This window comes from Nonomuraea phyllanthi, assembly GCF_006334985.2.
In the GTDB taxonomy this organism is placed as follows: domain Bacteria; phylum Actinomycetota; class Actinomycetes; order Streptosporangiales; family Streptosporangiaceae; genus Nonomuraea; species Nonomuraea phyllanthi.
Window position 1 is genome coordinate 147,908 of sequence record NZ_VDLX02000015.1, and the last position, 22,722, is coordinate 170,629.

General features: G+C 71.2%; 22 protein-coding genes. 6 read left to right on the plus strand and 16 right to left on the minus strand.

The window, feature by feature from the left end; translation table 11 throughout:
• Window positions 1-27: 27 nt before the first annotated feature.
• The 3 genes from FH608_RS34460 to FH608_RS34470 all read right to left on the minus strand — a co-directional run bounded on the left by FH608_RS34460 (window position 28) and on the right by FH608_RS34470 (window position 3,915).
• Window positions 28-1,311 carry a putative glycoside hydrolase gene (locus FH608_RS34460; protein ID WP_139634554.1) on the minus strand — a complete coding sequence of 428 codons (1,284 nt, stop codon included), beginning with the start codon at window positions 1,309-1,311 and terminating at the stop codon, window positions 28-30.
• Between the two features lie 79 nt (window positions 1,312-1,390).
• Window positions 1,391-2,647 carry a mannitol dehydrogenase family protein gene (locus tag FH608_RS34465; protein ID WP_139634555.1) on the minus strand — a complete coding sequence of 419 codons (1,257 nt, stop codon included), beginning with the start codon at window positions 2,645-2,647 and terminating at the stop codon, window positions 1,391-1,393.
• Window positions 2,644-3,915, minus strand: coding sequence for a Gfo/Idh/MocA family protein (locus tag FH608_RS34470; RefSeq protein WP_139634556.1), 1,272 nt, complete (start codon window positions 3,913-3,915; stop codon window positions 2,644-2,646). The genes FH608_RS34465 and FH608_RS34470 overlap by 4 nt, the downstream gene beginning before the upstream one ends.
• Before the next feature lie 104 nt (window positions 3,916-4,019).
• Between FH608_RS34470 and FH608_RS34475 the strand changes: the two genes are divergently transcribed.
• The gene (locus tag FH608_RS34475) at window positions 4,020-4,628 is read left to right on the plus strand and encodes an SGNH/GDSL hydrolase family protein (protein WP_193318795.1); all 609 of its coding nucleotides are present in this window, start codon (window positions 4,020-4,022) and stop codon (window positions 4,626-4,628) included.
• A 121-nt stretch (window positions 4,629-4,749) separates the two neighbouring features.
• A complete protein-coding gene (locus tag FH608_RS34480; RefSeq protein WP_139634558.1) occupies window positions 4,750-5,739 on the plus strand; it encodes a LacI family DNA-binding transcriptional regulator in 990 nt (329 codons plus the stop codon).
• A gap of 24 nt (window positions 5,740-5,763) precedes the next feature.
• On the opposite strand, the gene FH608_RS34485 is transcribed toward FH608_RS34480, so the two are convergent.
• The 4 genes from FH608_RS34485 to FH608_RS34500 form a co-directional block, all read right to left on the minus strand.
• Window positions 5,764-7,254, minus strand: coding sequence for a UxaA family hydrolase (locus FH608_RS34485; RefSeq protein ID WP_139634559.1), 1,491 nt, complete (start codon window positions 7,252-7,254; stop codon window positions 5,764-5,766).
• Window positions 7,251-8,417 carry an N-acetylglucosamine-6-phosphate deacetylase gene (locus tag FH608_RS34490; RefSeq protein ID WP_193318796.1) on the minus strand — a complete coding sequence of 389 codons (1,167 nt, stop codon included), beginning with the start codon at window positions 8,415-8,417 and terminating at the stop codon, window positions 7,251-7,253. The genes FH608_RS34485 and FH608_RS34490 overlap by 4 nt, the downstream gene beginning before the upstream one ends.
• Window positions 8,414-9,193 carry a glucosamine-6-phosphate deaminase gene (locus FH608_RS34495; RefSeq protein ID WP_139634561.1) on the minus strand — a complete coding sequence of 260 codons (780 nt, stop codon included), beginning with the start codon at window positions 9,191-9,193 and terminating at the stop codon, window positions 8,414-8,416. Before FH608_RS34495 ends, FH608_RS34490 begins: the two co-directional genes overlap by 4 nt.
• A 402-nt stretch (window positions 9,194-9,595) precedes the next feature.
• A complete protein-coding gene (locus tag FH608_RS34500; RefSeq protein WP_226900153.1) occupies window positions 9,596-10,492 on the minus strand; it encodes an arginase family protein in 897 nt (298 codons plus the stop codon).
• A gap of 101 nt (window positions 10,493-10,593) precedes the next feature.
• Between FH608_RS34500 and FH608_RS34505 the strand changes: the two genes are divergently transcribed.
• The gene (locus tag FH608_RS34505) at window positions 10,594-11,157 is read left to right on the plus strand and encodes a CGNR zinc finger domain-containing protein (protein WP_193318797.1); all 564 of its coding nucleotides are present in this window, start codon (window positions 10,594-10,596) and stop codon (window positions 11,155-11,157) included.
• A gap of 76 nt (window positions 11,158-11,233) precedes the next feature.
• On the opposite strand, the gene FH608_RS34510 is transcribed toward FH608_RS34505, so the two are convergent.
• Window positions 11,234-12,292 carry an SGNH/GDSL hydrolase family protein gene (locus FH608_RS34510; protein WP_226900154.1) on the minus strand — a complete coding sequence of 353 codons (1,059 nt, stop codon included), beginning with the start codon at window positions 12,290-12,292 and terminating at the stop codon, window positions 11,234-11,236.
• A gap of 255 nt (window positions 12,293-12,547) precedes the next feature.
• Window positions 12,548-12,721, minus strand: a complete 174-nt coding sequence (locus FH608_RS51820; RefSeq protein WP_193318805.1) for a hypothetical protein — start codon at window positions 12,719-12,721, stop codon at window positions 12,548-12,550.
• A 102-nt stretch (window positions 12,722-12,823) separates the two neighbouring features.
• On the opposite strand from FH608_RS51820, the gene FH608_RS34515 reads away from it, so the two are divergent.
• Entirely contained in the window at window positions 12,824-13,426 is a 603-nt protein-coding gene (locus FH608_RS34515) for a TetR/AcrR family transcriptional regulator (protein WP_139634564.1), read from the plus strand.
• Between the two features lie 114 nt (window positions 13,427-13,540).
• Here the strand turns inward: FH608_RS34515 and FH608_RS34520 are convergent, their stop codons facing one another.
• The 5 genes from FH608_RS34520 to FH608_RS34535 all read right to left on the minus strand — a co-directional run bounded on the left by FH608_RS34520 (window position 13,541) and on the right by FH608_RS34535 (window position 17,970).
• A complete protein-coding gene (locus tag FH608_RS34520) occupies window positions 13,541-14,077 on the minus strand; it encodes a hypothetical protein (protein WP_139634565.1) in 537 nt (178 codons plus the stop codon).
• Between the two features lie 182 nt (window positions 14,078-14,259).
• Complete coding sequence (locus FH608_RS34525) at window positions 14,260-14,658, minus strand: DUF6463 family protein (protein WP_226900155.1); 399 nt, start codon at window positions 14,656-14,658, stop codon at window positions 14,260-14,262.
• A 137-nt stretch (window positions 14,659-14,795) separates the two neighbouring features.
• Window positions 14,796-15,146, minus strand: a complete 351-nt coding sequence (locus tag FH608_RS51825) for a hypothetical protein (RefSeq protein ID WP_193318798.1) — start codon at window positions 15,144-15,146, stop codon at window positions 14,796-14,798.
• A 7-nt stretch (window positions 15,147-15,153) separates the two neighbouring features.
• On the minus strand, window positions 15,154-16,722 hold the full coding sequence (locus tag FH608_RS34530; RefSeq protein WP_139634566.1) for an SMI1/KNR4 family protein: 1,569 nt from the start codon (window positions 16,720-16,722) through the stop codon (window positions 15,154-15,156).
• 171 nt (window positions 16,723-16,893) lie between these two features.
• Window positions 16,894-17,970 (minus strand): DUF2804 domain-containing protein, encoded by a 1,077-nt coding sequence (locus FH608_RS34535; protein ID WP_226900156.1) that lies wholly within the window; start codon window positions 17,968-17,970, stop codon window positions 16,894-16,896.
• A gap of 63 nt (window positions 17,971-18,033) precedes the next feature.
• Between FH608_RS34535 and FH608_RS34540 the strand changes: the two genes are divergently transcribed.
• Window positions 18,034-19,143: a right-handed parallel beta-helix repeat-containing protein gene (locus FH608_RS34540; RefSeq protein ID WP_139634567.1), complete on the plus strand. Its 1,110-nt coding sequence runs from the start codon at window positions 18,034-18,036 to the stop codon at window positions 19,141-19,143.
• Window positions 19,144-19,152: 9 nt separating this feature from the next.
• On the opposite strand, the gene FH608_RS34545 is transcribed toward FH608_RS34540, so the two are convergent.
• Window positions 19,153-20,502 carry an SLC13 family permease gene (locus FH608_RS34545; protein ID WP_139634568.1) on the minus strand — a complete coding sequence of 450 codons (1,350 nt, stop codon included), beginning with the start codon at window positions 20,500-20,502 and terminating at the stop codon, window positions 19,153-19,155.
• Window positions 20,503-20,521: 19 nt separating this feature from the next.
• On the minus strand, window positions 20,522-21,709 hold the full coding sequence (locus FH608_RS34550) for a CaiB/BaiF CoA transferase family protein (RefSeq protein WP_139634569.1): 1,188 nt from the start codon (window positions 21,707-21,709) through the stop codon (window positions 20,522-20,524).
• Between the two features lie 79 nt (window positions 21,710-21,788).
• On the opposite strand from FH608_RS34550, the gene FH608_RS34555 reads away from it, so the two are divergent.
• Window positions 21,789-22,721 (plus strand): LysR family transcriptional regulator, encoded by a 933-nt coding sequence (locus FH608_RS34555; protein ID WP_139634570.1) that lies wholly within the window; start codon window positions 21,789-21,791, stop codon window positions 22,719-22,721.
• The last annotated feature ends 1 nt before the right edge of the window (window position 22,722 follow it).

The following is a 22,722-nucleotide window of genomic DNA, read 5'->3' on the forward strand; positions in this document are numbered from 1 at the left end:
CCCCGAATCGGGGGACGGGCGTCCGGGTCAGGCCCTGCTCAGCACCAGCCCGGAGCTCGGCGAGACCGTCACCGAGCCGCTGTAGGTCTTGCCGTGCAGGTCGGTCCAGGTGCCGCTGGGCAGGTGCAGCACGCCGGACCTGGTCGACGAGGGGTTCACCACGGTCAGGCCGTGCTCGTAGCGCCGCTGCCAGAGCGTCGGACCGTGCTTGGAGGGCGGCGTGACCGGCCTGCCGATGTCGGCGCGCTGCTCGGGGACGTCGTTGAAGCCGGCGTAGTCCTTGAGTCCGGTGCTGGCCATCATCGTCGGCTGCTCGCGGTGCAGGAAGTAGTTGGCGACCACCCATTCACGCTGCTCGGGCGAGGCCTCGTACCAGTAGTCGGTGGGCAGCTTGCTGTCCACGACCATCAGCTTGCAGCGGAACTTCCTGAACAGCTTGAACGTCCCGAGCCACTCGTCGTCGGTGACGTTCTCGGCCCGGTGCACGGTGAAGCCCTGCTCGTTCAGCCAGATGTCGGAGATGGTGATCGCCCGGCTGATCGCGGCCAGGTATTCGGGGGAGTCGTCCTGATACTGGTCGTGCAGGCCGCCGTGGTAGGTGATGTTGAAGGCGGCGGCGACTCCCCGCGCGTGCAGCCCGTCGCGCAGGTACGTCAGCCAGTCGGTCAGGTAGTCGATGTAGGCGGGATCCTTGGGGTCGTCGGAGAACTGCTGCACCCAGTTGCCCTGCTCGTCGTAGTGGCCGGCCCGCTTGAAGTCGTTGCGGACGCCGACGTTGTCGACCGCGATCACCTTGAACCCTTCCGCGATCTTCGGGTCGATCATGTTCTCGAACATCCACCGCCGCACCTCGGGATTGCCGACGTCGAGCGGGGTGTAGACGTGGTTGTTGAACTCCCAGGCGGGGGTGACGCGGTCGGCGGTGTAGGCGATCCAGGTCGGGTGGTTCTGCTTGAACCACTCGAAGGTGTACTGCCGTAGCGGCGCGTTCCTGAAGACCGTGACATAGGTGCTCGCGACGACGCCCGGCGGCTGGTCCGGGTGGAGTGCGGCCCAGACGAACTGGACGCGGCCGCCGTACACGGATGGGTCGGTGACCTGGCGGTCGAAGACCTGAGCCTGGGAGACGCCGTGGTCGGGCGGGTTCGGGAGGGTCAGGTCCGGGTTCTGCGGCGGGCAGGGGGAGTTGGTGCTCGGGGCTGAGCCGGGCGTCGCGGCGCCGGCCGGCACCGCGCCCGCCGTCGCGGCGAGGAGGGCGGCGAGCCCCGCGGCGATGGTGGCGCGCAGGGCGAGGGTGGTGGGGGGTTTCATCGCATTCCTTTCCTGGTTCGTAAACACTTGCTGAGCACGGTGCGGGGGTTCGGTGGTGTCGGGGTGTCGGCCGGGGCTCTCACGCGCGCTCGAGGCACTCCCGCACGCCGTACGCGGCGAAATCGGCCAGGTCGGCGCTGATGCGGGCGACGACCTCCGCGTGGTCCGCCAGGTCGGGAGCGACCGCCGCGATCAGCCTCCGCGGGCTGTGCGCCAGCCGCCGCAGGTCGTCCGCCCGCGGATCGTCGACCTCGACGGGACGTCCGGCGTCGTCGGTGGAGACGGTGACGTGCCTGAGCCAGGCGGCCACCGCGAGGCAGGCCCAGCGCGGCATCCCCCCGGCGGCCAGCCGGTCCCGCACCGTTCCGAGGAGGCGGATCGGCACCTTGAGCGACCCGTCCATGGCGATCTGCGCGCAACGGTGGCGCAGCGCCCGGTTCCGCATCCTGGCCAGCACCTGCGCGCCGTACTCCGGCAGGTCCACGCCGGGCGGCGCGGTCAGCACGGGCAGCACGTCCTCGCGGATCAGCCGCTCGGCGAGCCGGGCGAGGACCGGGTCGTCGAGCGCGCCGGAGACGTACTCGTGGCCGGTCAGCGCGCCGGTGTAGGCGAGCGTGCTGTGCACGCCGTTGAGCACCCGGAGCTTGACCCGTTCGTACGGCTCGACGTCGGCGACGAACTGCGCGCCCACCCGCTCCCACGCCGGCCTGCCGCCGGGGAAGTCGTCCTGGAGCACCCACTGGCTGTACGGCTCGGCCACCACGGCCGCCAGGTCCTCCCGCCCGGTCAGCTTCGCCGCGGTCGCCAGGTCCTCCGGGGTGGTGGCGGGCACCATCCGGTCCACCACCGTGGCCGGGAACGACACCTCCTCAGGCACGCTCCCGGAAACCCGCAGCACGGCCTCGCGCAACCGGGGGCCGTTGGAGAGGAGGTTGTCACAGCTGACCACCGCCACCGGGCCCGCGCCGGCGGCCGTCCGGCGTGCCAGGCCGGCCGCCAGCAGGCCGATCGGGCTGCCCGGCCCGGCGTCGGCGTAGGCCTTCTCGGTGATCGTCAGTGTGATCACCCGGACCGCGGGATCGGCGACGTGCTGGATGACCTGCTCGGTCTCGGTGGGGGCGTGCAGGGTCCGCCGTACGGAGGAGATCTCGGTGGCCGAGACGTCCTCGCCTTCGCGCACCAGCAGCGTGTAGCGGTGATTTTGGGCGCGCAGCGCGCGGACGACGTCGGGGGAGCGCGGCGCGACCGAGCAGATCGCCCAGCCGTCGCCGGCCTCCTGCGTGTGGACGGCCTGATGGGCGCGGTGGAAGGCGCCGAGCCCGAAGTGCAGGATCATGACCGGTCGAGGAGTTCGGCGATGTCGATGGGGCGCGACTCCACGGCCGAGCGCCAGATCGCCTCGCCCGTCGCCACCGCCAGCGCCCCCTGCCGTGCGTCGGCGGGCAGGCCGAGCCGCAGCGACTCCGCTGCGGGCTCGCCGAACAGGTCGCTCCGCAGCAGCGGGTCGGCGCCCTCGTGCCCGCCTTCCCGCACGATGACCTCGATCGTCTCCGGGGTGCCGAACAGCGGTGAGAACGTGAAGGTGTCCGAACCGGGCAGCGGTGTCCCGTCGGGGGTCCTGCCGTGCCGGGACTCGATCTGGCCGTGCGTTCCGCTGATCATCACGCGGTAGCCCTCCCAGGGCGAGGAGAAGTCGAGGCTGTACGCCAGGCTGGCGCCGTTCCGGTAGCGGACCAGCGCGGAGTAGGTGTCCTCGATGTCGATCTCGTCGTCGTAGAGGTAGGTGTCGGTGGGGTACTGGTGCCGGTAGGCCAGGCCGTACAGGCCGGTGCGGGCGTCGCCGGGTTCGGGGAAGGCGCCGCTGCCCGCCTGTGCCCGGTAGTAGGGGTCGCGCTCGTAGAGCTCGGCCCCCGTGTACGGCTCGCCGGAAGCGTCGCGGGGGCGGTGCGGGCTGCCGGGGCCGTAGTAATTGAGCGCTCCGTAGGCGAAGACCTGCTCGGGAGCGGAGTCGATCCACCAGGAGACCAGGTCGAGGTGGTGGCAGCCCTTGTGCACCGACAGGCCGCCGGACAGCGCGCGCACCCGGTTCCAGCGCTGGAAGTAGCTGCCGCCGTGCCGCAGATCCACGTGGTAGTCGAGGGCGACGTGGGTGATGCGGCCGAGCCTGCCGTCCTGGATCAGCTCCTTGATCTGGCGGTGTCGCGGGATGTAGCGCATGTTGTGCGTGACCAGCACCGACCCCTTGCTGTCACGCTGGGCGCGGAGCACGCGCGCGGCGTCGGCGGCGGTGGTGACCATGGGCTTCTCGGAGATGACGTCCAGGTCGCGGGCGAGCGCGGCCACGATGTAGCCGGCATGGGTGTGGTCGGGGGAGGCGACGATCACCGTGTCGGGCGCCAGCTCGTCGACCATCCGGTCGAAGTCGGGCGGCGCGTACCAGGGCAGGCGTTCGTGCCCCTCGGGAAGCACAGAGTCGTTGAACGCCTCCACCCTGGCCCGGTCGGGATCCACCACGCCCGCGACGGTGTCGCCGTTCTCGAGCAGCGGCAGCACGAAGCTCGCCAGCCCCCGGTTGGACAGCCCGCATAGGACGTACCGCTTCATACCGCTCTCCTCCTGCAAACGCAGTCATGGGATCGTCATCGGCTCCTGTGCCATAATGCCGAGACTGGGTGTGAAATTGCAACAAACGCTTGCAGGAGGCGATCGTGGACGACCTGACGGCGATCAAGGGCCTGTTGGCCGGGGCCGCCCCCGTCACCTGGGTGTTCGCGGGCGACAGCATCGTGCAGGCCGCGCGGTGGACGGAGGGAGCGCGCGGCTACGTCGAGCTGTTCTCCGAGCGGGTCAGGTACGAGTGCGGCCGGTCCCTGGACGCGGTGATCAACACGGGGGTCAGCGGCTGGCGGTCGGCCGACCTGGCCGCGCACCTCGACCGCGCCGTCCTGCGGCACGCCCCCGACGTGACGGTGATCGGGCTCGGCACGAACGACGCCAAGGACCTCCCCGTCGACGAGTACGTCGCCGTGATGGTGCCGATCATCGCCCGCGTACGGGAGGCCGGGTCTCGCATGGCCCTGCAGACCCCCGTGCCAGGGCCGATCGAGGGCATCCCGGCCTATGCCGCGGCGATCAGGGAGCTGGCCGCCGAGCAGGGCACGGCGCTGGTCGACCACCACGCGCGCTGGCAGCCCGCCGATCCCCGCTGGTACGGAGATCCCACCCATCCCAATGCCGAGGGCCACCGGGTGATGGCCCGCACGCTCATCGACGCTCTCGGCGTGCCAGGCTGTAAGCAGGCACCCGCGACAGCATGATCCTGAACGCTGCAATCGATGGCGGCAATGGCAGCTACATTCTGCAACAGGAGAACGCTTCCTCAGGTCCGCCTCTGCGATATCGTCACCTTCGTTGCAGCAAACCAGGAGGGACAGGCTCATGCCAGTCACGCTTGCGGACGTCGCTCAAGCCACAGGGCTGTCCGCGTCGACCGTCTCGCGGGCGTTGTCCGACCCCGACAAGGTCAACGCGCATACGCGCGAACGGGTCCGCCGCGCGGCCCGCGAGCTGGGCTACGTCCCCAACCAGACGGCCCGCTCGCTCATCTCGGGGCACCACGACATCTTCGGGCTGATCGTGCCCGACATCGCCAACCCGTTCTTCCCGCCGATCATCAAGGCGATCCAGGCACGGGCGGCGCTCAAGGGCAAGACCGTGATCATCACCGACGTCGACGAGCACCCGGGCGACGAGGTGGAGCGCGCGCAGATCCTCCGTAAGCGCGTCGACGGGATCATCATGGTCTCGCCACGTACGGGCGACGAGCGGCTCAACGAGCTGGCCCGCCTCAAGCCCATCGTCTTCGTCAACCGGCGGGTCGCGGGCGCGGCCAACGTGCTGGTCGACAACGCCGACGGCATGATCGAGGCCGTGGAGCACCTGACCGCGCTCGGCCACCGGAAGCTCGCCTACCTCAACGGCCCGCGGCGCTCATGGTCCAACGCGCAACGGCGCGAGGCGGTCGTGGCGGCCTGCGCGGCGCAGGGCGTGGAACTGGTGGAGTACGGGCCGTTCGAACCGCAGGTGCAGGCCGGGGTGCGCGCCGCCGACCTGGTGCACGCCAGCGACGTCACCGCGGTCATCGCCTACGACGACCTGATCGCGCTCGGCCTGATGACACGCCTGGCCGAGCGGGGGGTGCGGGTCGGCCAGGACCTCAGCGTGATCGGCATCGACGACAGCCCGATGTCCGGCATGGCCTACCCGACGCTGACCTCGATCCACGTGCCGGGGACGGAGGCCGGGATGGTCGCGGTCGACCTGCTGCTCGACATGATCAACAATCCGGTGGAGGAGGAACCACCGGTCGTCCAGCTCGAGACGCGGCTGGTCGTCCGCGGCTCCACCACCCTGGCTCCTTCCGCATGACCAGGCCGGCCGGCAGAGCAAGGGCTACATGACGGCGCCGAGCTGCCAGGGGGCGAACTCCTCGTCGCCGAACCCGAGCAGCTCGCTGGCGGTCCGCTGCCCCGAAGCCGTGGCCAGAACCAGGTCGAAGACGGCACGGCCGGTCTCCTCGATCGTGCGCTCGCCTGTCGCGATCGGGCCGCAGTCCAGGTCCATGTCGTCACGCATGCGCCGGTAGACGTCGCTGTTGGTGGCCAGCTTCAGGCTCGGCACCGGCTTGCACCCGTAGACCGAGCCGCGCCCGGTGGTGAAGCAGACGATGTTCGCGCCGCCCGCCACCATGCCGGTGACCGAGACGGGGTCGTAGCCGGGCGTGTCCATGAAGGCCAGTCCCGCCTGCCGTACCGGCTCGGCGAAGCCGTAGACGCCGGTCAGCGGCGAGCTCCCGGCCTTGGCCACCGCGCCCAGCGACTTCTCCAGGATCGTGGTGATCCCGCCGTCCTTGTTGCCCGGCGAGGGGTTGTTGTCGAGCGAGCCGCCGTGCCGCGCGGTGTAGTCGCGCCACCAGTCGATGCGGTCCAGCAGGGCCCGCGCCACCTTCTCGTCCACCGCCCTGGCCGCCAGCAGCCGTTCGGCGCCGTAGATCTCCGGCGTCTCGGCCAGGATCGCCGTGCCGCCCTGCGCGACCAGCAGGTCCGCGGCCACGCCCAGCGCGGGGTTGGCCGTGATGCCGGAGTAGCCGTCGGAGCCACCGCACTTGAGCCCGAGTGTCAGGCGCGAGGCGGGGACCTCCGTGCGCGACACGTCCAGCGCGGGCAGCAGCTCGCGGACGGCCTCGACGCCCCTGCGCACGGCCGCCGCCGTACCGCCCAGCTCCTGGATGGTCATCGGGGTGACCGGGGTGCCGGCGGGCAGGTCGAGCTCGGCGATCTGGTTCACCTCACACCCCAGGCCCAGCACCAGCAGCGCGCCGAAGTTGGGGTGGGCGGCATAGCCGGACAGCGTACGGCGCAGCAGCTCCAGCCCCTCGCCGTCGGCGGCCAGGCCGCACCCGCTGCCGTGGGTGATGGCCACCACCCCGTCCACCCCCGGCGCCGAGTCCAGCATCCCGGAGCGGCGTACCTGATCGGCGATGAGCTTGGCCACCGTCGCCGAGCAGTTGACCGAGGTGATGATGCCGACGTAGTTGCGGGTGGCGACCCTGCCGTCAGGGCGCACGATGCCCTGGAACGTCTCAGGCTCCCGCGGGGTGACCGTCCCGGGCGTGGGAACGACCTCGGCCCGGTCGGTGTCGTGGAAGCCGAGGTTGTGCGTGTGCACGTGCCCGCCTGGCGCGATGGGCGCGGTGGCGTGGCCGATGACCTGGCCGTACTTGGTGACTTCCGCGCCGGGTTCGAGTGTCGTGAGGCTGACCTTGTGGCCGGGCGGGATGTCCTGGGTCGCGGTGAGGCCGTACCCGAGGGAGTCGCCGGCGGCGAGCCCGTCGAGCGCGACGGCCACCGTGTCACCCTCCCTCAACCGGATGACTCTGGTCATGCGCTGATCCCTTCTGGGCCGATCCACCTGCCGCGCAGGACGGTCGCCCACGGATGGAAGCCGTCGTCGAAGACGGCGAGGTCGGCGTCGGCGCCGGGCGCGATCGTGCCCTTGCGGCCCGCCAGGCCGAGCACCCGCGCCGGCGTGCTGGTGGCCGCCGCCACGGCCTCCGGGACGGGCCAGCCGAGGTCACCGGTCAGGTGGCGGAGCATGTCCGGCAGCGCCGAGGTGGAGCCGCCGAACGCGTCCGCGCCCACCACCAGCCCGACGCCGTCGCCGACCTCGCAGGTCACGGTGCCGAGCCGGTAGCGGGCACCGCGCGGCAGGCCGGTGCCCGGCGTGCCGTCGGAGACCACGCACAGGCGCTCGCCCACGCAGCGGCGGGCGATCTCCAGCAGCGCGGGCGGCAGGTGGCGGCCGTCGGCGATCACCTCGGCGGTGAGATGATCGGCGGCCAGCGACTCCTCCAGCAGGCCGGGGATCCGCCACGGGCCCCGCCGGATCGTGCCGGACTGGCCGCTCCACAGGTGCGTGATGTGGGTGAGCCCGGCGTCGACCGCCGCGCGCAGGTCGTCGCCGCGGGCGTCGCTGTGCCCCGCGGCGACGACGACCCCGGCGCCGGAGAGGAGACCGGTAGCCTCGACGGCGCCGGGGAGTTCGGGGGCGAGCGTGATCATGCTGAGCACGTCGCGGTGTCGGAGGAGCAGGTCGACGTCGGCGGCCCTCGGCGGGCGGAGCACGGCGGGGTCGTGCGCACCGCACTGCGAGGCCGCCAGGAACGGTCCCTCCAGGTGCACGCCGAGCAGCTCCGCGCCGCCCTCGACGGTACGGTCCACGGCGGCGAACCCGGCCAGCAGTTCGGCCAGCCGTTCCACGGACGCGGACACGAGCGACGCCTGCGCGCTGGTCACCCCCTGCCGGGCCAGGCCACGCAGCACCGCGGCGCCCTGGTCCGTGCCCTCGTCGAAGCAGGCGCCCGCGAACCCGTGCACGTGCAGGTCGATCAGCCCGGGCGTGACCAGCCGCCCGCCCAGGTCGGTCACCGCGGCCCCGTGGTCGGTCCCACGTGGCGGCAGCGACGTGATCCGGCCGTCGGCGATCACCACGTCCAGGTCATCGCGGATGCCCTCCGGCAGGAGCACCCGTCCGCCGGTGAGGATCACCGCCGGAAGTCGATCTTGCTGGCGGAGTCCGGGTCGAGGAACAGCGTGGCGTGGGGCGACCGTCGCAGGATCGTGGCGGGGCAGGCAGGCGTGATGGGGTCGTTCAGCGTGGCCGCGATCGCCGGCGCCTTGCGCTGCTCGGGGACGCACACCTGGACCGCCTTGGCCGCCAGCAGCGCCGGCACCGTGAGCGAGATCGCGGTGGCGGGCACGTCCTCCACCGTGGCGAAGTGGCCCTCACCGACCTGCTGCTCGCGGGAGCGCCGGGTCAGCGTGATGACCCGCGCCCACCGCTCGTCGTCGAAGCTCGCCTGGTGCGGTTCGTTGAAGGCCAGGTGGCCGTTCTCCCCCACCCCCATGCACACCAGGTCCAGCGGCAGCGAACGCAACTCGGCCTCGTACCGCGCGCACTCCGCCTCCGGGTCGGTGGCGTTGCCGTCGATGTAGTGGACCGCGGCGGGAGCGAACGGGTCCTCGATCCGCTCCCTGATCCACCGCCGGAACGCGGCCGGGTGGTCGGCCGCGATGCCCACGTACTCGTCCATGTGGAAGACCGTCACCCGATCCCACGGGATCTCCTGCTCGCGCAGCGCGTCGGTGAACGCGTACTGCGAGTTGCCCGTGGCGATGACGACACGGGCGGCGCCACGCTGCCGTACCGCCTCCCGGATGGTCGCGGCGGCGCGCTCGGCCGCGGCGCGGCCGAGGTCGGCCTCGCTCGCGTACACCTCGACGGGCAGGCTGTCCGCCGTGAATCGGGTGAGTGGGGTGGACAAGTGATCCTCCTCGGACTAGGCGAACACCACCATACTGCAAACGTATGCAGCACTTGCAAGGCATTGGTTCGGTGATCCGCGTGAAAGCTGGCGAGACTCAAGTGACAGCGCTTGCTGAGCGGTCGCAGAGGTCGCTCGAGTCCGTCCTTCCCCGCGGGCCGGAGGACATTGGTGACCAGGCGGCGGGCCTCAAGCGGTTGTGGGCGACGGTGCGGCCTTCCAAGTGGGCGTCCTTGGGTGTCTGTGCTCGGTTGGGCTTTCGACACGACCATGTCGCGAGCGGTGATCGTGGCGAACTGCTCTATCTGGTTCGCGCGCGCAGCGCGTGGCTGTCGATGACGTGGTGGTCGGGACGACCGGCGAGGTCGGCGGACCAGGGAAGCAGGGAAGGTCTCCTCGTTCTCAGCCGCGCAGGGAGGCGGCGAGTGTGTCGGTCAATTCCCGCGCGAGCCTGCCGTCCGGGTCGAGATCGGGGTCGAAGACGGTCACCTGGAAGCCGGTGCAAGCCGGCGCCGCCAGCAGCGGGGACAGCAGCGCGATGAGCTCGTCGTGCTGCAGCCCGTCGGAATCGGGTGAGTCGACGGCGGGCATCACTCCGGGATCGAGGACATCGACGTCGAGGTGCACCCAGAACCCCTCCAACTCGGCCCGTTCCAGATGCGCGAGCGCGGCGCCGGCGGTCGCCGCGGGGCCCGCCTGCCGGATTCGGCTGACGTTCCACACCGGGATGCCGAGGTCTTCGAGCTCGCGCCGGCTCGTCTCCTCATCTCGGATGCCTACCACGACCACGTCGGAATCGCGCATGTACGGGCGGCGGTCCTCGATGTCGGTCAGATCTGCCTGGCCTCGTCCGGTGACCAGGGCCAGGTCCTCTCCGGCGGCCGCTCCGATGTTGCCGGAGTTGCCCGCGTGCCGGAAGTCGTCGTGGCCGTCGAGGAACACCAGGCCGTAGCGGCCGCGCCGGGACAACGCCAGCGCGGAGCCCAGCAGGATGCTGCAGTCTCCGCCAAGCACGACCGGGAAGCGGTCGTCCTTGAGCAGCGCCTCGATCCGGTTGGCCAGTTTCACCGTGTAGGCGGCCATGGCTGCGGCGTTGAACACCCCGTCGCCGGTCTGCCACGAGCCGCGGTCGTAGCGGGGCGGGGTGACACAGCCGGCGTCCTCGGCCGCGAGGCGGCGTAGCAGGCCGTTGTCCCGCAGGGCACCGGGCAGTTTGTAGCACCCGGGCACGGTCCCCGCCGCGGGCGGCCGCAGCCCCAGGTTGGAAGGAGCGTCGAGCAACGCCGGTCGTTGGTGCACCACAACCTCATCTCACCAGTCAACTGCGGTTTGATAGTGAGATTTTTGGGCATGATGGTCCAACCTGTCAAGGCAGCTTGAGTGGTGAGACAATGGCGGATGTGAGCGCAACGGAGCTGGTCGGCAACTGCCTATGCCTCGACTTCGCCAACACCGTCGCCAAGCGGCCCGAAAGCCACGATGACTGGCTCAAAACGATGGAGGGGTTGCTCGCCTGGGCGCGGATGGCGGGAGTTCTTTCTCCGGAAGCCTCTGCCGGCGGGGGCGGCGTCGCGCTGAGCGATGCCACCGAGCTGCGTGAGTCCGTGTACCGGACGTTCTCGGCCATCGTCGCGCAGCGGCATCCGGACCCCGATGACGTTTCCGTGATCATGGACACCTACGCGGTGGCACTGCGCATGGCCTCGCTCCACCGGGAGGGCGATGGCCACGTCCTGCGCTGGCCCCGGGAGCGATCGGCACGTGCCGTGCTGTGGCCCGTCGCCGCCTCCGCCGCGCGGCTGCTGTTGGAGGGCCCGCTCAACCGGGTGGGCGAATGCCCCTCGTGCGGATGGCTGTTCCTGGACACCAGCCGCAACGGCAGCCGTCGCTGGTGCAGCATGGCGATGTGCGGAAGCCAGGTGAAGTCGCGGCGATACTACGCCACCAAGAACGCGCACCGCTGAATCCTGGTCGACACGGCCGCATGCCGGTCCTGCGCGGTGGCCGCTCTGTCGAGCGGAGCGGCCATGCGCGGGCCGGTCAGAGCCGGTCTGCGATGAGGCGTGCCATGGTGGTGTAGCCGAGGTCGTTCGGGTGCAGATGGTCGCCGCTGTCAAATGCCGGGTTCAGCATGTCGGGGTCGCCTGGAGCGGCCAGGGCCCGGTCGAGATCGACCACCGCGTCGTACTCACCGGATGTACGGATCCACCGGTTGACGGCGTTGCTGACAGAGGCGGCGTGTTCACCCCAGTGGTCGGAGTTCTTGAACGGCAGCAGGGTCGCCCCCACCACCTTGATTCCCTTCGCGTGCGCGTCGCGGATGAGGCGGCGGTACCCGGCGATCAGCTCGTCGGTGGAGACCACGGGCGCGGGCTTGAACGTCGGCGTGTCGGACTCGCTGAAGCCGATGTCATTGATGCCTTCGAGCACGACGACGGTGCCGACGCCAGGCTGGTCGAGCACGTCCCGGCGGAACCGGGCCGAGGACCGGTCGCCGTACCAGGCCGAGTCGTTGAGCAGGAGGTTGCCTCCGATGCCGGCGTTCAGTACAGGCCGTGGCCGGCCCGTGGCCGCGAGCCGCTCGGCCAACTCGTCGGGGTAGCGCCCGTTGGCGTCGTTGGTCGAGCCGAACCCGTCGGTGATGGAGTCGCCGAAGGCTACGACGGCATCGCCCTTCCTGGTCCCGCCGGCGACATCGACGCCGGACAGGTAGTACCACGAGTGCGTGGTCTGTGTGAAGGCGCTGGCGCTCGCGTCGGCGAGGTGGTCGCCCTGGGCACGGTAGCTCGTGGCGTACGCCTGCGCGTGGAAGGTCGCCGGGCCGGTCGTGCCGGCGAAGTACAGCGTGACGACCAGCGGCTGAAATGCCCGCACGTTGAGCCGTGCCGGATCGCTGGTCAGGGTCCCGTGGGCGGGGATGTCGGCTGAAACTGCATGTCCGAAGGTCAGCCTCCGCACCGACTCCGGCCGTACCGAGGCACCCTGGCCGGCGTAGGCGATGGTGGCGCCCGTCACGCGTACGGGAGAGGTGCCGTAGGCGTTCGACAACCGGATGCGTGCCGACGAACCGTCGCCGGCGGGCCTGACCACCTGGCGCACACTCTGACCGGAGAAACCCTCTTCTGACCAATTGGCTTCGAATCCGCTGCTGGCCCGCTGAGGTGCGGCCGTCCACGCTGCCTGCCAGCTCTGATGGCGTTCCACACCTGCTTGGGCGGGAGCGCCCGTGCAGGCCACGGCCGTGCTCACTGCGATCAACAGGGCCGACAGTGCCGTGCCGGCCTTTCGGGCGAAGTCATTCATGATGCTTCCTTCTTCACTAGGGGATGAAAACTCGTTGATGGAGGCAGGTCGTCAAGCGGATCCGAGGGCGGGGACGATGCGCCGGTCGCGCTGGAACACGAGGTTGCGCAGATCGGCCACGGCTAGCGCACGCAGGGTGGGGACGAGTTCGGCCGCCTGCTCCTCATCGGCGACGTTCAGCGGCCATTCGCCGACCGCCGGGCATGTGGGATCAGACCTGCGCAACCTTTAACGGTTCGCGAGTCCCGTTAATATGGGACTATAACACCCATAATCGCTCTAAGGGAACTCCGGTCCCGTTAATGGGTTCGTGAGAAGGAGTCAGCCATGCCCGAGGCACCACGGCACGGCACCGTCCGTCCCGGTGGGCGCACGGCCCGCGTCCGGGAGGCCGTACTGAAGGCTGTCGGCGACACTCTCGTCGAGAAGGGATTCGACGCCCTGGACCTGGCCGAGATCGCCCGCGTCGCGGGCGTGGGCAAGACCACGGTGTACCGCCGCTGGGGCACTCCGGGCGCGCTTGCCGCCGACCTGCTCGACGACATGGCCGCGCAGTCCCTGCCAAGGGCCAGGACCGGAAGCGTGGATGCGGACCTCCGGGAGAACGCGCGCCTGGTGGTCAGAACCTTGACCGACCTCCGCCAGGTGCGGCTCTTCAAAGCGCTCATCGCCGCCTCCCTCTGTGACGAGCACGCGGCCCGGGCACTGCATGGCTTCTACGCTGTACGCATCGACGAATGGGCCGGCTGCGTCAGCGACGCCATCGAACGCGGCGAACTGCCCCGCCGGACCGACCCCCGGCGCGTCGTCGCCAACGTCTCCGCGCCCTTGTACTACGCCCTGCTCAACACCGGGGAGCGACTGGATGAGGCCGCAGCGGACCGGGCCGCGGCGGCGGCTCTGGCCGCCGCGCGCGCCGGAGTGGGGTGATGGCGCCGTCGAGCGCCGGGCAGTCCTGCCGCCGAAGGTGGAGCGTACGGCGTGCTGGAAGTACTCGCTGTGCCACTCGCCGCGTCGGTCTCACCCTCGGCGTGCGGGCTCCCATCAGTAGTAGCCGCTGATGACGGCGGAGTTGAAGCCGCGCGTCCGGCCGCTGCGGAAGTCGACCAGATCGATGTGGCCGTAGAGTTCGTCGACGTAACCATCGAAGTATCCGTCGTCCTCGTTGAGCTGGGCGAAGGTCGCCAGCCGATCGAACTCGGCCGACAGCCCGCCGTCCCACGCGGCGCTCCAGGTAACCGGCACGGACACCAGACCGTTGTCGTAGACGGGGTCGTCACCGAAGATCTTCGCGGAGAACTCCTCGCCGGGGTGATCGATGATGGCCTGGGCGTCCGCGCGGCTCATGGCCACGTCGATGCCGAGATGGACGGCGATCGTCCCGTCGTCCCGCCGGTCGAGGCTGAAGCAGATCGTGTAGCCCGTGCCGCTCGTGCACTTGTTCACGAGGTCGGCCGACGCGGGGTCCGCCAGTGCGACGGCGGCCACGAGAACCGCCGAGGTGACGATCAGCATCCGGCCGATGTGGCCGAACCGCTTCTTCTGGATCAGGGTGGGAAGGACACAGTGGTTGGCGCCCATGGAGGCTCCTTCACAGTCAGTCCCCGAAGCCGCCGATCCGGCCGTCTACCATTATGCGTTCCATCCCGCTCCATGTGGATCCCTGCAGTCGAGGCCGGGCGAGCCGAGGCCGCCGGGCAGCTACATACAGCTCGCTTGTGGTGGCCGGGGGAGCCGAACAGTGGTTTCGGGGGTGGTGAGACTCACTCGGGGCGAACCGCGGAGGGCCGTCTGGCGGTGATGTTCGCCGCTATGAGCAGCGCGGCAGGGATGACGGCGAGAAGGAAGCCGCTCGGCCCGATCAGGTAGACGGCGAGGGCCGCCCAGGCGAGGATCGCCCAGCCGACGTACGCGGGAACGCGTTGTCCCTGCCGCCCCGCCCGCGCCACCATTAGCCCCAGCAGCACCAGCACGACGACGAAGCCGCCGGGCAGCGCCCAGAACGTCGCCACCGAGTCGCTGTCGGCGGCGCGGGTGCGGAGGTCTCCGGCGAGCCAGCCGGCCCAGGGGGCCAGGGGCGCGAACACGGCGGTGTGCCCTATGGCGATCAGGATCATGGTTCGGCCGGCCCAGATGGTGAGCCGGCTCGGGGGTGCGGACACTGCGGGAGCGGAGGGCGCGTGTGTGGAGTGCATGGTTGCCAGCTTCTTCGGGCTGAGGTCCGGTTTGCTCACCCGTCAGGGGGATGTCGCTCCCTCGTTCCGGGGAGTAACGCAGCGCGTCGCCGGCCGTGCGGCGGTTACCAGTTGAGGTAGTCGTAGCGCTGGTCGGCCGGGCTGATGATCACCTGGCCGTCGCGGACCTGCCACTCGCTCTGGCCGTTCACTTCGTGGAACACGAGGAAGAGCCCGACCACGCGGTCGCCGTCCTCGTCGGCGGCGGGCAGTGCGGCGGCCTTGCGGATCACGTCGAGCACCTCATCGACGTACTGCTCACGAACCGCGCGTGCGTAGCAGACGGCGTCGAGCCACCCGCCCTCAGGGAACGCCCAGCCGGGGTCGGGCGCGTCGCCGGAGATGCGCTCGAACGCGCGCCTCTGGCTGTCGCCGGAGAACTCCAGCCATCCTCGGATGTAGACCCACACTCCCATGACGTCGTCAGACGGTGTGCACGCCGGTCACGTGCACGCTGTCGCGGGTGTCCACGCCGAGGCAGGACGCCCAGGCCAGGGCCTCGTCGAGGGCGGCGGTGTCGTCCGCGAGCCGGGCGGCCGCGAGCGTGACGGGTGCCTTGCCCTGCTCCAGCAGGACGTGCCACTGCCGCGTGGTGAGGGCCAGGTAGCGCAGGTCGGGCAAATCCGTCAGGACGGTCAGGTCGTGTACGTCGGCGCGGGACACGTCCAGGCTCCGGAGGTTCGGGACGGAACGCAGCGGTGCGAGGTCGACCGGTGCGGCGGCCCCCAGGTCCAGGGCGGTGAGATGGGGGTGGCCTTCCAGGGGAGTCAGGTCGCCGCCCGCCAACGTGACGCGTAACGACTCGACCGGCAGGGACCGGATCGGCGCCAGGTCACCGGTGGCGCAGCGGTTGAGGTGCAGTCGCCTCAATCGGTGGGCGGCGGTGAGCGGGGTCAGGTCGACAGGGCTCGCCGCGTCGTTGATGTGCATGGCCTGGATGCCGGGCGGGATGTCGCGGGGCAGCTCGCCGACGATCTTCCCGTGGCCGGGGCGGTCGTCGGGGTCCGGCAGGAAGATGCCGTCCTCGTATTCGTCCTGCTCGTACTCGCCTCGTTCCAGCAGGTCGAGGTAGTGGCCGAGGAGCGAGGTCACCGAGTCGGCGAGGTAGGCGGGACCGTCGTCATGGTCGCGGCCGACGCGGATGACCTGGCCCGGTCGGCCGTACCTGGCGGGTGACATGTCCACCGCCAGGAAGTTGCCGTCCTCGCCGGTGGCGAACGGCAGCCAGGCGGGGTGACCGCCGCAGCGCCGGACGGTGTCGGGCGGGTCGGCGTCGAAGACGACCCGGTCCCAGCCCAGCTCCCAGCCGGGAGGCATCGGCTCGCGGATGTCCTCGTGCACGGCCGTCACGCTCTCCAGCCCCAGCCAGGCGGCGTTCCCGAACGGGCGGAGGTTGCCGCGACGGACGTCGTCGCCGTTCGCGATCTCGTACAGCGCGCGGAGGTCGGCGGGCAGAGGCCGGCCGATGCGGCGTTCGGCCTCCTCCAGGGCGGCGGCCGACGCGGGCGGCGTGAGCGGTTGGGGCCGTCCGAGGATCGCGGCGCCCCGCTCCATGTACGCGCGGAATCGCGCCACCGCCAGGTCCGGATCGCCCGCGGGCGCGGCCGTGCCCTCCTCCTGCGCTGTCATGCCGGGCTGAGGCAGCTCGTAGCCGGGGTCGAGGACGACCTGGAACCCGCCCGCCCGCCCGCGCAGGCTCGTCACCGTGTCGGCGAACGCGACCAGTTCGTACTGCCCGGACGGCAGGCACGCGATCTCCAGGCTGGTACGTCTCCAGCCCCGCATCTCGCGCAGAGCCTCCGCCAGCCTCATCAGCTCGCTGAACGGCGCGGGCACGTGGCCGCTCAAGCGGGACCCGCCGCGGACGGAGTAGCCGCCGGCCACGGAGACGCCGCCCGTGCTCGCCGCGCTGCTCAGCACCGCCCGCGTCCAGCCCGGCGGCGCCTGCGCCACGATGGCCTCGACGATCGGTGGTACGGCGGCTTGCACCATGGTGGATCCTCATCCCGTCGGCGTCGCCGATCAGTGTGGCAGCTGGCGCCGACAGAACCGGCCGGAGCGCCACGCAGCACCAGGGATCGACGCTCCTCGCACGGGAATGACCCAGCCGGTCATCGACCGCGGGCGAGCCGCGTCGGTGAAGGGGAGCGAGGTGCGCACGGGCTACCAGCGGTTGCGGGCCTCCTCGGCCCAGCCGGTGAGGCCGTCGAGGTCCACCCAGGCGCCGTCGTCGGCCCGCGCCCGTCCCGAGAAGTGGCCGAAGCACTGGTGGGTCTCGTTGCCCACCAGGCCCAGCTCGGTTCGGGCCACCTTCTCGTGGAACGGGTGGAACTCCACCTCCGCCCGCGGGCCGGCGATCCGCCAGGGCCGCAGCCAGTCGGTCCGGTCGTACGACCATTCCAGCTCGTCGCCGATCTTGTGCAGGCGGCCGTCGACGAACAGGGCGTTCTCCGTCGAGCCGGTGCCGTCGGTCCACCTGCCGCCCAGCTGGACCGCCCGGCCGGGCGCGCAGCCGGCCGCCCAGTTCCACGTGATCGAGTACGGCCATTTGCCCCGGCCGTGGTCGAGCACGGCGAACGAGTCCGTCTCGTCGAAACGGAACTCGGCCGGCCCGAGTCGAAGCCGGCCGCGCGCCGGGCGGCCGACGTCCTTGACCGTGTACTGGAACCGGTTCGGCCCCCACGGGACCACCACGCCGAGTGACTCGTGGCCCTCCGGCAGCGGCATGTCCAGGTCGAGCTCGATGCCGGGCGCGACGGCCCGGATCGCGGTGCCGGAAACGCTCTGCTCGATGTCGATCGTCAGGCCGCCGCCCCGTACGGACGCCGTGCCGGCGCCGCTGCGGTCGGGGAAGACGGCGCCGCGGGCCAGCGGCACCACGACGTCCTTGGCGGTTTCGACCCGGGTGTCCCGGTCGAGCACGTACACCCCGTTCACCGCCGCGTAGTCCAGCGACGACGCGACCAGGCCGATGATGTGGCGCGGGGTGACGACGCCCCAGTACTCCCAGCGCTTGCGCCGTCCCCAGCCCCGAAGGTTCGCCCGGTGCAGGGGGCGCCGGGTCCAGCCGACCGCTTCCGCGTTGAGCCGCCCGTCAGCCCGGCACAGGTCGACGGGCTCGCTGATCTCCCGCTCGTGGGTGGTCATCGATGGCTGGCCCTTTCCGTCCTCGTCTCCGGGGATCGTACGGTGCGTCGCGTGGGCCCGGACGTCGGCGGCCCTGGCGGCAGGGACGATCACGGGTTTACCCTCATCGCCTGACCATGCCACGCCGCCCTCGCGGAGCGCCGGAAAGGACTCCACATGATCAGACGACGAGCGTTCATCACGGGAGCGGCGGGGCTTCTCGCCGCGGCGGCCCCTCGGGGGGTGTCCGCCGCCGCCCTGCCCGCCTACGTGAGCGGCTCGGCCATCCAGGCGCTGCTCGATCAGGCCAGGGACGGCAAGGGCAGCAAGGACGCGGCCGGACGGTACATCGCCAAGGTCCCCAAGGCCACGTATTTGCTGACCAAACCACTGATCGTGTACCGCAACACGCACCTGGACGCGACCGACGCCAGGATCGTGGCCCGCTTCCCCGCCCAGGGCGTGAAGCACACCATGGTCCTCAACTCCGTCGGCGCCTCGACCGGCGGCTACTCCGGGGCGGGCAACATCGCCATCACCGGTGGCAGCTGGGATCCCGTGTGGGACTTCGTCCAGCGCGGCAAGCTGAACGAGGCGCCCGCCATGAACGGCATCACGATGATCCACTCCAGTGACGTGCTGATCCAGGGCGTGACCATGTGGAACGTCAAGTGGTGGCACGGCATCGAGCTCAACGCGGTACGCCGGGGCACGGTCCGCGACTGCGCGCTCAAGGGCTGGATCGCCGACCCCGGCCAGGGGTTGTGGCACGGCGAGGCCGTCCAGCTGGACCTGCCCGTGGGAGGCAACACCTGGGGTGGCGCCAGTGACTTCACCCCATGCCGCGACATCCTGCTCACCGGCAACGTCTGCGACACCTCCGGCTCGCAGGGCGGATGGGGCCAGCTCACCGGCTCCCACACCGCCGACCCGGCCCACCCGCATGTCGGCGTGCGCATCGAGAACAACACGGTACTCAACGCCCGGTGGGACGGCATCGCCACGCTCAACGCCCAGAACGTCCGCATCGCCGGCAACACCGTCGACGGGTGCGAGGGCGGCGTCTACGTCAAGTCCGTCGCCGGCGGGCCGCTGAGCACCGTGGAGATCACCGGCAACACGGTGACGAACTGCGGCTCACGGAACTGGCTGTCCGTGCGGGCCGACGCCACGGGCCCGATCAGCGACGTCATGGTGACCGGCAACACCGTGCCGTGCTCGCGGGTCAACTACTACGGCCCGATCACTCCCAGGGTCGGCACGACGCTGGACTGCCCGCCCGCCTAGGACGCCACCTCACCACCAGCCGAAGGCGAGCCAGGTCAGGAAGGGGGCGACGACGATGGAGACCAGGCCGTACGTGAGCAGCTGGCGGAACAGGCGGGGCCGGACGGCGGGTTCGGCGGCGCCGAGGATCAGGCCGCCGGTGATGCCCAGCGGGTTGAGGTCGACCAGCACCGAGGCCAGGGCGAGGGCGAGCACGCCGCCGATCGGGGAGACGCCCTCGGCCACCAGCGGGGGCAGGAGCGGCAGGACGGTCGCGAACACGGCGATGGAGCTGGCGGCGAAGGACGTGAGGCCGGCGATGTAGCAGAGCACCAGCAGGCTGAGGAGCGGCGCGCCCTCCACCTTGAGCAGCTCGCTGATCTGCTTGAACGCGCCCAGGTGCTGCATCAGGCCGACGTACGTCAGCAGGCCGCCGATCAGCAGGACCACGTTCCACGGGATCCTGGACACGATCGCGTCGAGCGGCAGCCGGAACGCCAGCTGCAGGATCAGCGCCGCGGTGAGGCCGAGGTAGCCCACGTTCATGTCGAAGCCGACGGACAGGATGACGACGGCGGACATGCAGAGCAGGGTGATGGCACGCGTCCCTGCGGGCCGCTCCATCGTCGCCACGGGGGCAGGCGTGGCGGTGCGCGTGGTGGTGGTGCCGTCTGTCGCCGTGCCGGTCCCGCCGGTGCCGCCCGGCGTGCCGGGCGGGAGGTCCGGTACGGGGGTGCCGGCGTGGGCAGGAGCGGTGGCCCGCCCGCGCGGGATGCCGCCCTTCCACATCCCGACCGCCAGGCACCCCGCGCAGACCGCCAGCCCGGCGAGCAGCCCACCGCTCAGGAACGCCACCGGGGCAGGCCCGGGCAGGTCGATGCCGAGCTTGGTGCTCAGCTCCCGCGCGGTGACCCCGTACACGGCGAGCGGCGAGAGCAGCCCGCTGATGATCCCGGTGACGCCCAGGACGGCGGCGAGCAGCGGCGAGATGCGGTAGCGCGCGGCGAAGCCGAGGGCGATCGGGGAGACGATGGCGGTCGCGGCCGCGGGGAGGGTGCCGGCCGCGGTGAGCAGGGCGCCGATGGCGAAGGGGGCCAGGGCGATCAGCACCAGCCGCCCGCCGGCCAGCCGTAGCAGCAGGTCGAGCAACCAGTCGAGGGTCCCGTTGAGGTGGGCGACGGCGAACAGGGCGGTCACGCCGACGATGAGCACGAAGAAGTCGGCGGGGAAGAAGCCCGTCACGTCGTTCGTCGGCACGCCGGCGGCGAGCCCGAGGAGGAACGCCGCCGCCAGGGCGCCGAGCCCGAGGTCGAAGCCGGGTATCAGGGTCGCCGCGAGAAGGGCGGCCAGCACGATGATGGACAGGGTTGCCATGGTCATGAGCACTGCTCTTTCTCGGTCAGACCACTCCTCGGTGGCGGAGGTCGTGGATCTCCGGCTCCGCGAGCCCGGCGAGGTCCCGTAGTACGTCGGCGGTGTCCGCGCCGAGGGCGGGCGCGGCGTGGCCGATCGTGGCGTCGAAGCCGGAGAAGCGCCCGGCCGGGGCCTGCATGAGCCGGGTGCGGCCCGTCCTGTCGTCCCGTACCTCCACCACGGAGCCGCGGGCGCGGACGTGCGGGTCGGCGCAGATGTCCGCGGCCGAGTTCACCGGCCCGGCGGCCACCCCGGCGTCGGCGAGCAGCGACATCAGCGGTTCGAGGTCGTGCGCCGCGACGAAGGCGGCGACCCGCGCCTCGATCTCGTCGCGGTGCTCCAGCCGGGCGGTCATGGAGTCGTGTACGGCGAGGTCGGCGGCGTCCATGACCTTGACCAGCCGGCGCCACATCTGCTCGGTCGAGGCGGGCAGGGCCAGCCAGCGGCCGTCTCGGGTGCGGTAGAGGTCGTTGGGGCTGATGTGCGGGTTCTGGTTGCCCTGGCGCTCGCGGTTCTCGCCGGTCGCGCCGTACTCGACGATGAAGTCCTCCATCATCCGCAGCAGCGGCTCGTAGAGGGGGATGTCGGCGAGCTGTGCCTGCCCGGTGAGGTCCCGCTGGCGCAGCGCGAGCATGGCGGCGAACGCGGCGTAGATGCCGGTGACGCCGTCGGCCACGGGGTAGCCGGCGAAGACGGGCGGCCATTCCGGGACGCCCGTGCGGTAGGTCAGGCCGGCGAAGGCCTCCGCGACGCGGGCGAAGCCGGGGCGGTCGGCGTACGGGCCGGTGCGGCCGAAGGCGCTCACCTGGACCATCACGAGGTCCGGCCGGTAGGCCCGGAGGTCGTCGAAGTCGACGCGGAACCGGCGCAGCGTCGCCGGGCGGAAGTTGGTCACCACGATGTCCACGGCCGCGACCAGCCGCCCGACCAGTTCGGCGGCCTCGTCGTGGTGCAGGTCGATCGTGACGCTCCGCTTGCCCCGGCCGAGCATCGCCCAGGCGGCCGACTCGCCGTCCTCCAGCGGCGGGTAGTGGCGTGCCGGGTCGCCCATGACGGGGTGCTCGATCTTGATCACCTCGGCGCCGAACTCGCCGAGCAGCGAGGACGCCAGGGGGGCGGCCAGGATCGTCGACATGTCCAGGACGCGCACTCCGCTGAGCGGGCGGTTGGCCACTGGGGATTCCTTTCACCTCGGGTCCGTCGATGTGACTGACGTCACCATGCCGCGCCGCAGGAGCGTGGGGAAGACATGAATGGAGTTCACAGGTGACAGGTTCTGCCTTTATGGTGGCGCGGTGCGGGTGGAACGGGCGCGCTACTTCCTGGCCGCCGTCGAGACGGGATCGCTGCGTGCGGCGGCCCACCGGTGCGGCGTCAGCCAGCCCACGTTAGGGCAGCAGGTCGCGCTGCTGGAGGAGGAGCTCGACGTCGTCCTGCTCACGCGCAGCCGGCACGGCGTGCGCCCGACACCGGCCGGGCAGGCCCTGATCGAGCCGCTGCGCCGGCTGGTCGCGGCCGAGGAGGCGGTGCGCGAGTCGGCGATGGAGTCGAGCGGCACCTACCGCGGGCGGGTGCAGGTCGGCGGCGTCACGGTGACCGTGGAGACCATCATCGCGCCGGTCGTGGGCCGGTTGCGCCGCCACCACCCCGGGCTGCGGTTCGCCGTCCGCGAGGGAGCCTCGGTCGCCATCGAGGCCGCCGTGCTCGACGGCGAGCTGGACTTCGGGGTGATCACCATGCCGCTGAGCCCGGCCGCGCCGGGGCTGCGCCGGATCCCGCTCATCTCCGCCCCCGTCGGGGTGTACGCGCGTACCGACCATCCGCTGGCGGGCCGCGACCGGGTCCAGTGGCGTGATCTCGAGACCTGGCCCATCGTCACCATGCGGGCGGGCACCGTGATGTGGGAGACGCTGCACCGGCACGTGGCGGCTCCGGACGTCGTCGTGCAGGCCATGTCGGCGCGGACCGTCAAGGTGATGGTCGGCCAGGGTGTCGGGCTCGGCATCCTCGCCCGCTTCGACACCTCGGCCGACATCACCGACCTGGTCTGGCTGCCCCTCTCGGACGCGCACCCCGTCCACCTGTGCCTGACGCAGCGCCAGGACAGCCGGCCCTCGCCGTCCGCCCTCATCGTCCAGCGGCTCATCCGGGCCAGGGCCGGCGAGCTGGCCGGGCCGGCGGGCTGAC

Coding starts and splice junctions, on each gene's coding strand:
- FH608_RS34460 (WP_139634554.1), bottom strand. CDS start 1,311: ATGAAACCCCCCACCACCCTCGCCCTGCGCGCCACCATCGCCGCGGGG.
- FH608_RS34465 (WP_139634555.1), bottom strand. CDS start 2,647: ATGATCCTGCACTTCGGGCTCGGCGCCTTCCACCGCGCCCATCAGGCC.
- FH608_RS34470 (WP_139634556.1), bottom strand. CDS start 3,915: ATGAAGCGGTACGTCCTATGCGGGCTGTCCAACCGGGGGCTGGCGAGC.
- FH608_RS34480 (WP_139634558.1), top strand. CDS start 4,750: ATGCCAGTCACGCTTGCGGACGTCGCTCAAGCCACAGGGCTGTCCGCG.
- FH608_RS34485 (WP_139634559.1), bottom strand. CDS start 7,254: ATGACCAGAGTCATCCGGTTGAGGGAGGGTGACACGGTGGCCGTCGCG.
- FH608_RS34515 (WP_139634564.1), top strand. CDS start 12,824: ATGCCCGAGGCACCACGGCACGGCACCGTCCGTCCCGGTGGGCGCACG.
- FH608_RS34520 (WP_139634565.1), bottom strand. CDS start 14,077: ATGGGCGCCAACCACTGTGTCCTTCCCACCCTGATCCAGAAGAAGCGG.
- FH608_RS51825 (WP_193318798.1), bottom strand. CDS start 15,146: ATGGGAGTGTGGGTCTACATCCGAGGATGGCTGGAGTTCTCCGGCGAC.
- FH608_RS34530 (WP_139634566.1), bottom strand. CDS start 16,722: ATGGTGCAAGCCGCCGTACCACCGATCGTCGAGGCCATCGTGGCGCAG.
- FH608_RS34540 (WP_139634567.1), top strand. CDS start 18,034: ATGATCAGACGACGAGCGTTCATCACGGGAGCGGCGGGGCTTCTCGCC.
- FH608_RS34545 (WP_139634568.1), bottom strand. CDS start 20,502: ATGACCATGGCAACCCTGTCCATCATCGTGCTGGCCGCCCTTCTCGCG.
- FH608_RS34555 (WP_139634570.1), top strand. CDS start 21,789: ATGGAGTTCACAGGTGACAGGTTCTGCCTTTATGGTGGCGCGGTGCGG.